This window comes from Pseudomonas sp. GW821-FHT03E01, from assembly GCF_059420765.1.
In genome coordinates, this window is the sequence record NZ_JBWKUI010000028.1 from 31,460 (window position 1) to 43,519 (window position 12,060).

At 61.3% G+C, this 12,060-nt stretch carries 12 protein-coding genes; 8 read left to right on the plus strand and 4 right to left on the minus strand.

Annotation, left to right across the window (positions count from 1 at the left end):
- Positions 1-14 precede the first annotated feature (14 nt).
- Positions 15-1,043, plus strand: a complete 1,029-nt coding sequence (locus tag AC07VO_RS29535) for a bile acid:sodium symporter family protein (RefSeq protein ID WP_086944029.1) — start codon at positions 15-17, stop codon at positions 1,041-1,043.
- On the opposite strand, the gene AC07VO_RS29540 is transcribed toward AC07VO_RS29535, so the two are convergent.
- Entirely contained in the window at positions 1,044-2,321 is a 1,278-nt protein-coding gene (locus AC07VO_RS29540; protein WP_064616081.1) for an acetyl-CoA C-acetyltransferase, read from the minus strand.
- 192 nt (positions 2,322-2,513) lie between these two features.
- On the opposite strand from AC07VO_RS29540, the gene AC07VO_RS29545 reads away from it, so the two are divergent.
- Together AC07VO_RS29545 and AC07VO_RS29550 are read left to right on the plus strand one after the other, a co-directional pair.
- On the plus strand, positions 2,514-3,866 hold the full coding sequence (locus AC07VO_RS29545; RefSeq protein ID WP_086944030.1) for a 3-oxoacyl-ACP reductase: 1,353 nt from the start codon (positions 2,514-2,516) through the stop codon (positions 3,864-3,866).
- Between the two features lie 2 nt (positions 3,867-3,868).
- Positions 3,869-4,723, plus strand: coding sequence for a MaoC family dehydratase (locus AC07VO_RS29550; RefSeq protein ID WP_064616079.1), 855 nt, complete (start codon positions 3,869-3,871; stop codon positions 4,721-4,723).
- A 42-nt stretch (positions 4,724-4,765) separates the two neighbouring features.
- Here the strand turns inward: AC07VO_RS29550 and AC07VO_RS29555 are convergent, their stop codons facing one another.
- Both AC07VO_RS29555 and AC07VO_RS29560 read right to left on the minus strand, forming a co-directional pair.
- Positions 4,766-5,176: a response regulator gene (locus AC07VO_RS29555; RefSeq protein ID WP_064616078.1), complete on the minus strand. Its 411-nt coding sequence runs from the start codon at positions 5,174-5,176 to the stop codon at positions 4,766-4,768.
- 84 nt (positions 5,177-5,260) lie between these two features.
- Positions 5,261-5,458, minus strand: a complete 198-nt coding sequence (locus AC07VO_RS29560) for a Flp family type IVb pilin (protein ID WP_064616077.1) — start codon at positions 5,456-5,458, stop codon at positions 5,261-5,263.
- 327 nt (positions 5,459-5,785) lie between these two features.
- Here AC07VO_RS29560 and cpaB point away from each other — a divergent pair, with 327 nt between their 5' ends.
- The 5 genes from cpaB to AC07VO_RS29585 all read left to right on the plus strand — a co-directional run bounded on the left by cpaB (position 5,786) and on the right by AC07VO_RS29585 (position 11,069).
- Positions 5,786-6,718, plus strand: coding sequence for a Flp pilus assembly protein CpaB (gene cpaB / locus AC07VO_RS29565; protein ID WP_018928397.1), 933 nt, complete (start codon positions 5,786-5,788; stop codon positions 6,716-6,718).
- Positions 6,719-6,804: 86 nt separating this feature from the next.
- Positions 6,805-8,010 carry a CpaE/TadZ family protein gene (locus tag AC07VO_RS29570; RefSeq protein ID WP_086944031.1) on the plus strand — a complete coding sequence of 402 codons (1,206 nt, stop codon included), beginning with the start codon at positions 6,805-6,807 and terminating at the stop codon, positions 8,008-8,010.
- Positions 8,007-9,287: a TadA family conjugal transfer-associated ATPase gene (locus AC07VO_RS29575; RefSeq protein ID WP_018928399.1), complete on the plus strand. Its 1,281-nt coding sequence runs from the start codon at positions 8,007-8,009 to the stop codon at positions 9,285-9,287. The genes AC07VO_RS29570 and AC07VO_RS29575 overlap by 4 nt, the downstream gene beginning before the upstream one ends.
- A gap of 10 nt (positions 9,288-9,297) precedes the next feature.
- The gene (locus AC07VO_RS29580; RefSeq protein WP_086944032.1) at positions 9,298-10,182 is read left to right on the plus strand and encodes a type II secretion system F family protein; all 885 of its coding nucleotides are present in this window, start codon (positions 9,298-9,300) and stop codon (positions 10,180-10,182) included.
- Positions 10,179-11,069, plus strand: a complete 891-nt coding sequence (locus AC07VO_RS29585) for a type II secretion system F family protein (RefSeq protein WP_064616076.1) — start codon at positions 10,179-10,181, stop codon at positions 11,067-11,069. Before AC07VO_RS29580 ends, AC07VO_RS29585 begins: the two co-directional genes overlap by 4 nt.
- 144 nt (positions 11,070-11,213) lie before the next feature.
- Here the strand turns inward: AC07VO_RS29585 and AC07VO_RS29590 are convergent, their stop codons facing one another.
- Positions 11,214-11,588 (minus strand): DUF6124 family protein, encoded by a 375-nt coding sequence (locus tag AC07VO_RS29590; RefSeq protein ID WP_086944033.1) that lies wholly within the window; start codon positions 11,586-11,588, stop codon positions 11,214-11,216.
- Positions 11,589-12,060 lie beyond the last annotated feature (472 nt).

Consider the following 12,060-nt stretch of genomic DNA (forward strand, 5'->3'; position numbering starts at 1 on the left):
ATTCGGTGCCGGTTATGCATGCCTTCAAACACCTTAAACGCGTGGTCACCGACTGGTTCTTGTGCGGCATGCTGATCGCCACGCTGCTGGCGTATTTCTTCCCGACCTTCGGCGCTACCGGCGGCGGGATGCACGCTGAGTATGTAATCAACATCGGCGTGTTCCTGGTGTTCTTCCTGCACGGGATCAACCTCTCCAGCGAGCAGATCCGCCACGGGCTGAAAAACTGGAAGCTGCACGTGATGGTTCAAGTCTTCACCTTTGCGGTGTTTCCGTTGATCTGGCTGCTGAGCGACACACTGCTGGGCTCACACATTCCATCGTTGCTGATGCTCGGTTTCCTCTACCTCTGCGCCCTGCCCTCGACCATCTCTTCGTCCGTGGCCCTCACCGGCAGCGCGGGCGGCAACGTACCGGCGGCGATTCTCAACGCGAGCCTGTCCAGCGTCTTGGGGATTTTCCTGACACCGTTGCTGGTGAGTTTCGTGGTCGGCAGCGGCGCTGGCGGCATCGACCTGGGTTCAACCCTGCTCGACCTGTGCGCGATGCTGTTGTTGCCGCTGGTACTCGGGCAATTGCTGCGGCCATGGCTGGGCAGGTTTTTCGCTCGGCACAAGCGCTACACCAACATCGCCGACAAGCTGGTGATCCTGCTGCTGGTGTACTCGGCGTTCTGCAACTCGATGGTCTCGGGGATGTGGCAGCAACAGGGCAACAGCGTGATTCTCACGGCGTTGATTGGCAGCGCGATTCTGCTGGCGATCATCCTGTGGATGACCACCCGCACCGCCCACGCGCTGAAGTTCAGCCCCGCCGACGAGATCGCCGCGGTGTTCTGCGCCAGCAAAAAATCCCTGGCGGCCGGAGCACCGATGGCGGCGTTGATCTTTGGTGCCAACCCCGGCCTTGGGTTGATCCTGCTGCCAATCATGATCTACCACCCGTTGCAGCTGATCGTGTGCTCGGTGATGGCCGAGGGTTACGCCAACCGCAACCGGCAACTGGCCGCGCAGCAAAACGCGGCAGTGCTCAGCCCTCAATAATCAGCGCTCGATAATCGCCGTCACGCCCTGACCGCCGGCGGCGCAGATCGAAATCAACCCTCGGCCCTTGCCCGCCGCGTCCAGCAGCTTCGCCAGGTTGGCGACAATGCGTGCACCGGTAGCGGCAAACGGATGCCCGACGGCCAGTGAACTGCCTTTGACGTTGAGGCGACTGCGGTCGATGGAACCCAGCGCCGCGTCGAGGCCGAGACGGGTTTTGCAGTACTCCGGATCTTCCCAGGCCTTCAACGTACACAGCACCTGCGCGGCAAACGCTTCGTGGATTTCGTAGTAATCGAAGTCCTGCAAGGTCAGGCCGTTGCGCGCCAGCAATCGCGGCACCGCATACACCGGCGCCATCAGCAGCCCTTCGGCACCGTTGACGAAATCCACCGCCGCCGCCTCGCCATCGCGCCAATAGGCAAGCACCGGCAAACCGCGCTCCTTCGCCCATTCCTCACTGCCCAGCAGCACCACCGACGCGCCATCGGTGAGTGGCGTGGAGTTGCCCGCGGTCAGGGTGCCCTTGGCACTTTTCTCGAAGGCCGGTTTCAGTGAGGCGAGTTTTTCCAGGGTCAGCTCCGGGCGCAGGTTGTTGTCCCGGGTCAGGCCGAGGAACGGCGTCATCAGATCGTTGTGCCAGCCTTCGGCGTAGGACGCCGCCAGTTTCTGATGGCTTTCGAGGGTCAGCCGATCCTGCTCGTCACGCGGGATGCCCCAGGTCTGGGCCATCAATTCACAGTGTTCGCCCATCGACCGGCCGGTGCGCGGCTCGCCGATACTTGGAAAGTCCGGGATCAGGTGTCGGGGACGCAACTGCAGGAAGGTTTTCAGTTTGTCAGCGGTGCTTTTGGCACGGTTGGCTTGCAAGAGAATCTTGCGCAAGTCTTCGTTGACGCCGATCGGCACGTCCGAGGCCGTGTCGACACCACCGGCAATGCCACATTCAATCTGCCCCAGGGCGATTTTGTTCGCCACCAACAACGTCGCCTCCAGCCCCGTACCGCAGGCCTGCTGGATGTCGTAGGCCGGCGTCGTCGGCGACAACCGCGAGCCCAATACGCATTCACGGGTCAGGCCGTAGTCGCGCAAATACTTGAGCAAGGCCCCGGCGGCCACTTCGCCCATGCGCACACCGTGCAGGTTATAGCGCTCGATCAGGCCTTCCAGCGCTGCGGTGAACATCGCCTGGTTACTGGCAGTGGCGTACGGCCCGTTGGAACGGGCAAAAGGAATACGGTTACCACCGATAATCGCGACGCGACGCAGCTGAGTCATGAAAAAAGCTCCTTCTGATAGTCAATGGTGAACACACATCCCTGTGGGAGCGGGCTGCAATTCCTGAAAGACCTGCTAAACCCAAGCTCAAACCAACCTGCAATGTTCAAGCGTAGGCCTTATCTCGTGGATCGAACGACTAATTGCCATTCCTGGTCCACACTTTTAACCCCGGCTTCTGGAGCGTGATTCATGTCTGACCGCTATATCGATTTCGCCAATTCGTCCATCGGCCATCGTGTGGTCGCTGCCCTGGGTCTACCGTCGCCGGTACGGCTGGAACGCTGGCAAGCAGGCCGATTGCGGCCTGTCGAGGGGGCGCTGTTGATTGGCGGTGGCCCGCTGACGGAAAAAATCAGCACCCTCGCCAACCGCTTGACCGACACGATTTACAGCTACGGCACCGATCCGACCCTGGCCACCGCGTGGATTCCCGGCCACGGCCAGAAACTCAAAGCCGTGGTGTTCGACGCCAGTGACCTGGTGCAGGTCGATCAGTTGAAACAGCTGCGCGAATTCTTCCAGCCACTGATGAAAAATCTCGATCACCATGCGCACCTGGTGATTCTCGGTCGCGCGCCAGAGACCTTGAGCGACCCGTTCGCCGCCAGCACCCAACGGGCGCTGGAAGGGTTCAGCCGTTCGCTGGCCAAGGAACTGCGCAACGGCGGCACCTTGCAGCTGATCTATGTCGGCGAAGGGGCCGAAGATCAACTCGAAGGCCCGTTGCGGTTTTTCCTCTCGCCCAAAAGTGCGTTCATTTCCGGACAAGTCATACGTTTGAAGGCGTGTGCGACGCAGGTGATGGACTGGACACGCCCCTTGTCAGGGCGCAAGGCACTGGTAACCGGGGCAGCCCGGGGCATCGGCGCCTCGATCGCCGAAACCCTGGCCCGGGACGGCGCCGAGGTGATCCTGCTCGACGTGGCGCCGGCCAAAACCGATCTCGACGCCCTGGCCGCTCGCCTCGGCGGACGCAGCATCACCCTGGACATCTGCGCCGAAAACGCCGCCACGCAACTGATCGAACACTTGCCCGACGGCGTCGACATCGTGGTGCACAACGCGGGCATCACCCGGGATAAAACCCTGGCCAACATGACCCCGGAATTCTGGGACGCGGTGCTGGCGGTCAACCTCAACGCACCGCAAGTGCTGACCAAGGCGCTGCTCGACAGCGGCACCCTGCGCGACGACGGCCGAGTGATCCTGTTGGCGTCCATCAGCGGCATCGCCGGCAATCGCGGGCAAACCAATTACGCCGCGAGCAAGGCCGGGCTGATTGGCCTGGCCCAGGCCTGGGCGCCACTGCTGGCAGGGCGCGGCATCAGCATCAACGCGGTGGCGCCAGGGTTTATCGAAACCCAGATGACCGCGCACCTGCCCTTCGGCGTACGCGAAGCCGGGCGGCGCTTGAGTTCGTTGGGCCAGGGCGGCCTGCCGCAAGACGTCGCCGAAGCCGTGGCCTGGATGGCACAACCGGGCACCGGAGCGTTTACCGGGCAAGCACTGCGCGTGTGCGGGCAAAGCGTGTTGGGAGCCTGACCATGACCACCGACTGGCACACACTCAATAGCGAACCGGGCCTGCAGACGCTGTATTTGAGAGCGGCGACGCGACGCAAAATCACCGGCACCACACTGCCTGAGCTGGGTTATCACTGTTGGGTCAACGTCGATCCGAAACGCCTGGAGGCTTATCGCAAAGTGTGTGGTTTCGCCGACAACGGGCTGCTGCCACCGACGTATCCGCACATCCTGGCGTTTGCCTTGCAGATGCAACTACTCACCGCCAAGGCGTTTCCCTTCCCGCTGCTGGGGCTGATTCACTTGAGCAATCGCATCCGCATCTTGCGCCCCATGGGTGGCGTGAGCCGCGTGCGGGTCAGCGTGAAGGTGCAGAACCTGCAACCCCATGCCAAGGGCGCGACCTTCGAGTTAGTGACGACGCTCGACGACCAATTGGGGCTGCTGTGGGAAGCCGAAAGCCAGATGCTCTGTCGCGGGGTCAAACTGGCAGGCGAGCCTGTCGAGCAAGCGTTTGCAACGACCTTGTCGCTGACCGAAGTGGCCCACTGGAAAGCACCGGCGGACATTGGTCGCCGGTACGCCAAAGTGTCTGGAGACTACAACCCGATTCACCTGAGCGCGATCAGCGCCAGACTCTTCGGCTTTCCCAGCGCCATCGCCCATGGCCTGTGGAACAAGGCGCGCACCCTGGCTGCCCTGAGCGATCATCTACCGACGGCCAACGTCGAGATTGCGGTGCAGTTCAGAAAACCGGTGCGTTTGCCCAGCGAAGTGACGCTGATGTCCAGCGCGGCGGGGTCCAGTGGGGACTTCCAGTTGATGGGGGCCGGGGAGATCGAGCATATGGCGGGGCAGTGGCGGCCGGTTGCCTGATGGATTGTGGTGAGGGGGGCTTTCCCCCTCGCCACAGTACGCTCAGGAACTCAGCAAACCCCGAGGCTGCGGAAACAAATTATTCAACGTATCCAACAAACGCACGTGATAGATCGGCTTGCGAAACAGATCCAGCACCTGCAACCGCAACATGTCACTCACATCCTCCATATCCGCATGCCCCGACGTCACAATCACCGGCAAATGCTGACGAGCCGTGTGCTCACGCAGACGCTTGATCAACGAGATGCCGCTTTCCTCCGGCATCCGCAAATCAGTAATCACCAGCGCAATATCAGGATGACGAGTCAAATGATGCAGGGCGAGCTTGACCGACGTTGCCGTAAAACACGTAAAACCCTCGCCCTCCAGCAACTCCGCCAGTTCCAGTAACGCATCCTCCTCATCATCGACCAGAAGAAGCTGTTGCCGAGGGAGGGTTGGAGCGTTCATGGGGCAACACCTGCAATGGACTAAGCCATGACGTTAGAAGCCCTTTGCAGGATTGGCAAATGACTGCCTGTGCCAGTCTTCAAATCAAAGCGCAGCTGAAATCGTGTTGAACATTGTGGTGACCGCCGTGGAGATAGGTGCCACAAACGTTGCCAGCACCACGGCCACCATGCCTGCAATGATTGCGTACTCGATGCCCGAAGCACCTTCGGTGTCTTTGGCAAGGTCTTTGTAAAAAGCGATGTGGGATTTGATCTTCTGAACCGTTTTAGAGAAGGACATGACGCGTCTCCTGAATGACAGCGGTTGTTGCACTGCCGCAACATGATTCCCATATGCCAGCATCAGCATTGTCGGCAAACCCATGCCCAACAACTGTAAGAACGCATTAATACTTAAGCAGTAACCGGTTGATTAACGTCACAAAACAGTACTTTGGGCATCAGCCCGTTACTTTTGTCAGATATTTACCGCTCAGTGATGGCATTTTGCTTTACCTGCGCTACCGTCAAATAGCGAAACAGTCCCACGTTCATAACTGCCTGATTACGAAGTCATCTCGTTAGAAGGCTTGGGGGCGTTACGCCGCAGGAAAGGGGGAGAGCCTTCATGAACAGCCGCGTCACCCTGGGCCTGGCCGGGCTGTTTCTGGCAGGCGCCATCATTGCCGGTTACTGGGGGCTGGCGCTGAGTCGCCAACCGGCCCCCGAGCCTGTCGCACAAATCGGCACATCAACGCCCTCGATACTGGCCTCGGTGGACGACCCGACCCGCCAACCGGTGGTGGTGCTGCTGCGTGATATCGCACCGTTCGAGCAGATCACCGCCGCCGACGTGACCCTGGAAAAACTGCGTACCGCCCCGGTGGGCTGCCTGACCCGTCTCGAACAAGCCATTGGCCGTACACCCTGGCGCGCGCTCACCGCCGGCAGTTGGCTCAATGATCAGAGTTTCGAAGCCGGCGGTACGCTGGCGCGGATGATCCGCGCCGATGAACGCGCCCTCGCCGTGGCGGCGGATGATGTGATCAATGTCGGCGGCCAATTGAGCCCCGGCGATTATGTCGATGTGCTGCTGTTTCTGCGCATGGACACCAACAACCTCCAGCAGTCGGCCCAGGTCGTGGTCCCGGCGTTGCGCGTACTCGGGGTCGGCGAGCAGTTGGGGCTGACGAATGATGGCAAGCCTGCCAACCCGGCACTCAGCCATGAAGAGAAACTCAAGCAGGAACAACTGCGCACCAGCGCCCGCACCGTGTTGCTCGCCGTCCCTGAATCCCTCTTGAGCCGCCTGATGCTCGCGGCGCAGGTCGGGGTTTTGCGTCTGGCTGTGCGCAGCGCCGAAGAACAACGCCTGAGCCAATACTGGGCCGGCCGTGGTGACTCATCGGCGAGCCTGGCCAACGCCAACCGCGAGCTGGTGCAGTTCAGTCAACTGGCCCTGGCCGGCACTCCACAATCCCCCGCCCCCAGAGGCGCAGCACCTCGCAAGCCGAGCGTGGAAGTCATTCGCGGCAATGCCGTCACCCAACAAACGCCCTGAATCGAGCGAGGACTCTCCATGCGCAGATGTTTCACGCAGCACTTCCTCGAAAACGGCCACGTCGATAAACACGGCGGATTATCGCAATGAGCCAAAGCCAGAACCTGAGCCAGACCTTCCTCGCGATCACACGCAACAACACCGACTTGGAGTGGCTGCAAGGGGCGCTCGCCCCTTTGGGTCGAGTGATCAGCGCCGGTGGCGGCAACCTCGACGAGCTCCTGACACTGGTGGACGTGACCTTCGCCAGCCTGGTGTTCGTGGGCCTGGACCATGAGCATGTGGTGGCCCAGAGCGCGTTGATCGAAGGTGCCCTGGAAGCCAAACCGATGCTGGCGATCGTGGCCCTGGGCGATGGCATGGACAACCAACTGGTGCTCAATGCCATGCGCGCCGGAGCACGGGATTTTGTCTCTTACGGCTCGCGGTCCAGCGAAGTCGCCGGCCTGGTGCGACGCCTGAGTAAACGCCTGCCGACCGTGGCGCCGAACACCCAACAGATTCCACAAGGTGGCCTGACCGTACTTTACGGCGCGCAGGGCAATGGCGACGGCGCGTTGCTCGCCAACCACCTGGCGCACGTGGTGCAAAAGAGCGGCCAGCAAACGCTGTTGCTGGATCTGGGGCTGCCCCGTGGCGACAGCCTGGCCTTGCTGGGGTTGGAGAGTTCGTTTCATTTCGGCGATGCATTGCGCCACCTCAGGCGCCTCGACGCAACGCTGATCGACAGCGCCTTCACTACCTGCGACGCCGGGCTGCGAATCCTCGCCTACGCCAGCAACGATGAACCGCTCGAACAGACCAGCGCCGCCGAGCTGTACATGCTGCTCAGTGCCTTGCGCCAACATTTCCAGCACATCGTGGTGAACCTCACCGGCCAGTCGGACAGTGAAGCATTGCGCACCTTCGTCAGCCATTGCGACAAGTTGCTGTGGTACACCGATCAAAACGTGCTCGACTGCCGACGCAACCTTGAGGTGCTCAGCCGCTGGCGCGAAAAAGGCCTGAAGCTCGACCACGCCAGGTTGCTGGTGGACCGCTACCTGCGCAGCGTCCCGCCGGACTCCGACACCTTGGGCAAAACTTTCGGCATGGAGGTGATCGCGGTGTTTGCCTACAGCCCGGAAGTGCGACTCAACGCCAAGAATCAAGGGCTGAGCCTGTTCGAGCTGGCCCCGCGCGAGGGCCTGACCCAAAGCCTGCGCGCCCTCGGCGAACAGCTGGCCAAACGCTCCGAAAGCCCGGATAAGCCCAAGGCTGGCTGGTTCAACCGGTTGAGGGGCGTGCAATGAGCGGGGAAAAACTCTTCGGCGCGCCTTCGCACGGGCCGACCGGCAATACCGACCACGAAGGCCTGAAACTGGTGCTGCACCGCTACATCATCGACGCCATCGAAGAGTCCGGAAAAAACCTGCTGGAAGGGTCGCGGCCCATGCTGTCGCAGTTCGTCACCGACAAAGTCGCCGAATACATCGCCCGTCTGCACCTGGCGATTTCCCGCTACGAGATGGAACGGCTGGCGGAAGAAATCGTCGACGAACTCACCGGTTTCGGTCCGCTGGAAGTGCTGCTGCGCGACTCGGCGGTGACCGAAATATTGGTCAACGGCCCGCACCGGGTGTTCGTCGAACGTGAGGGAGTGTTGCACCTCAGTGACCTGCGGTTCATCGACGACCACCACGTCGAGCGGGTCATGCAACGGATTCTCGCGCCCCTGGGCCGACGGCTCGATGAGTCTTCGCCGATGGTCGATGCACGCCTGCCCGATGGCAGTCGGGTCAACGCGATCATTCCACCGATCGCCCTCGACGGCCCATGCCTGTCGATTCGGAAGTTCCGCAAGGACATGCTCAAAAGCACCGACCTGATGGCGATGCAAACCATCGACCAGGCGATCTTCGAGTTCATTCAGGAGGCTGTGGGCAAGCGTTGCAACATCCTGGTCAGCGGCGGTACCGGTACCGGCAAGACCACACTGCTGAACATTCTCAGCCAATTGATCGCCCCTCACGAACGGCTGGTCACCATCGAAGACGTCGCCGAACTGCAACTCGGCCATCCTCACGTGGTGCGCCTGGAAACCCGACCGCCGAATGCCGAAGGCCACGGCGAAGTGAAGGCCAGCGACCTGATTCGCAACGCGCTGCGGATGCGCCCGGACCGGATCATCCTCGGCGAGATTCGCGGCGTCGAAGTGGTCGACGTGCTCACCGCCATGAACACCGGGCACGACGGCTCCATGAGCACCGTGCACGCCAACAACGCCCAGGATGCACTGTTGCGCCTGGAGACGCTGGTGGGCCTGACCGGACGGCTCATCGCCGAACGCACCCTGCGGCAAATGATTTGCGCGGCGCTGGACGTAGTGATCCAACTCACGCGCCTGCCCGATGGCCGCCGCTGCGTCAGCGAAGTGGTGGAGGTCGTCGGTATTCGTGACGACGTCTACGTGACCAACACCCTGTTCCGCTTCGACCGACACACCGGCCGCGGTTTTCTGCGCGAGGCGGCCAACCCCGCCGGCGACAAACTGCGTCGCGAGTCGGCACTCTCTCCCTTGGCGTATTGAGGGTCACGGCATGCTCAAACCGGCGCTGCTCATCCTGCTTTGCCTGACGCTGTTGGGGGTGTCGATCCGTTTGTTCTACAACAGTCTGCGACAGGCCGGCATCGACCGAACCCTCGGCCGCCTGACCCAGGGGCAACCGCAACTGACCGTGGCGAAATCATCCTGGTCTGGCCTGGAACGGACCTTTCTACGCGCCGGCCTCGGGCGCCCCACCGAGCGCATCGGGTCGTGGCTGCTGCTCTGGGCCTTGGGCGCCCTGCTGGGGTTTGCCCTCGCGGGCTGGATCGGTTTGTTGATGTTGCTACTGGTGCCGCCCCTGGCTCTGCGGCTGTACATCAGCTGGCGATATCAGCGCCGACTCAAGCGCATGATCGAACAACTGCCGACGCTGCTCGACCACACCGTGCGCAGCCTGAAGTCCGGACGCACCCTGGCCGATGCAGTGCTGGGCGCCATCAACGCCGCCGAAGCGCCACTGAAAGACGCCATGGGTCGGGTTCAACGCAACGTGCACTTGGGCGTCAGCCTGCCGGACGCCATCTCGGACCTCGCCGAGCTGTATGAGAAAGACGAGTTTCGCCTGTTCGCCCTGGGCCTGAAGGTCAATCACCGCTACGGCGGCAATGCCAGTGAGCTGTTTGAAAACCTGATCAAAATGATCCGCGAACGAGACCAGGCGGCGCGCCAACTGCGCGCCATGACCGGCGAAACCCGCGTCACGGCCGTGGTGCTGGGGCTGATGCCTGTGGGGCTTGCCGGTTACTTTTTGGTGTCCAATCCGAAATACCTGTTGGCCATGTGGAACAGCGGCTCGGGACAACTGATGCTGGCGACCGCGTTCGGCTTGCAGGTCGTGGGCTGCCTGGCGCTGTGGCGCATGTTGCGAAGCGTATGAAAATCGCCCTGCTGCTGAGCGCACTGCTGTTTCTGGCGGCCACGCTGTTGCTGCTCAGCGGCCTGCTGGACCAGCACCGGCGTGCGCGCCAGGTGGCCCAACGATTGGACGGCAAACCGCTGAGCGACCATCGCGTCAGTCACTGGCTACAACTGCTGGGCGACAGCCGCATCGGTCAGCGTTCGATCCAACTGGACAACGAAACCCAGACCCTGCTCAACCGCCTCGGCTGGCGCAGCGCCCGACAACGCTCGCTGTTCGCCGCCTGCCAGATCGGCACACCGGTGCTGGCGTTGGCCCTGTGCCTGTTGATCCAGGGCCTGTTCTTCCCGCAGGTGAACAACCACTGGATCACTCCAACCCTCGCCACAGCCCTCGGCTACCTGCTGCCCAAACGCTTACTGGCCGCCGCCGCGCAGCAGCGGCAAAAACAACTGGCGATCGAGGTATCAACCTTCATTCCACTGCTGCGCATCCTGTTCGAATCCGGCATGGCGGTGGAACAGTCACTGCGAGTGTTGAGCGTCGAAGGCAAACAACTGCTACCGACCCTGACCCACGAATTGCGCCTGATACTGGCGCGGGTCGATTCTGGTCTGGAACTGGGCGAAGAACTGAACAAGGCCACCCAATTGCTCGCGGTGGACGAATTCACCGACACCTGCGTGATCCTTCAACAACTGATTCACCAAGGCGGCGGCGCGATGAAATCACTGCTGGCGCTCAAGCTGCTGCTCGATGACCGACGCCTGACTCGCTTACAGGAATACATCTCCAAAATGTCCGCGAAAATGTCCGTGGTGATGATGCTGTTCCTCTTCCCGGCATTGCTGATCGTGCTGGCCGGACCGAGCTTCACCGCGCTGGCGCGGGCCTTTGGTTCTTGAATGACCAACGAGCCTGTGGCGAGGGGGCTTGCCCCCGTTGGGCTGCGAAGCTGCCCCAAAACCTCTGGTGGTCCAAAGATCTTGTGAGTGCTACGCACTCAAACGGGGGCAAGCCCCCTCGCCACAGGTCGTTCCTACAAGGGGTCAGCTGTGTGGCGCGGCTTTTGGTACGTCGACGTTATCCAGCACCCGATTCACCGCCAGCTCGGCCAGCATGATCACCTGCTGAATCGCCAGGAGCGTATGCCGCTGCGGGGCGTCGACATAGGCGGCGATATCGCTGGTCATGACGCTGGCTGAGGCCAGTGATTCGCAGACATGGGCCAGCAGGCTTTCGTTGTCCATGTCCGGGGCGACCTGAAACATCCTGCTTGGCTTGCGGCCTTCGGGTTGTTTGGGTGGTGGTTTTAGGTAGTGGTCGAGCGCGCGTTCGGCGGCTTCGTTAAGTTTTTTCGAATCGAGGGATTCGTAGGGCGAAACGTCGTCAGTTTCAGGGGGATTCGGGGTTGCTTTGAACATGGTGACACCTCTCAGATTTGAAATGGAGCCACACCCAATTGCCGCGACGCAATTTTAGGTGGCAACTGTACGCGGGTTCGCGGACCGAGATCTGAGTAACTCGACATACCCGAAGGTATCCCGCGCACAGTCGCCATAACACGAAACGACAGACACAAAAGTGCTGTTGCTAGGTGGAGCGATTATGCATCAGATCAAAGGGCCGCGACGCCCAGACGCTGAATTGTCAGCGACGGACAAAGGCTAGAGATTCCACTTCCGACGGACAACCTGAAAAACATGTGGGAAGGTTCTGACGTTTTTACCGACCAATAAACATCGTTGCCTGTAAGGCCACCATCGCGAGCAAGCCCGCTCCCACAATGGAGCGGCGTACACCCGCCCCTCACCACTCAACAGGCCGAGCGTTAGCTCGCCTGCCGCTTTTGATCTTGATTCACCCGCCCCTTCGGGAGGCTGAGTGGAGGTGTTC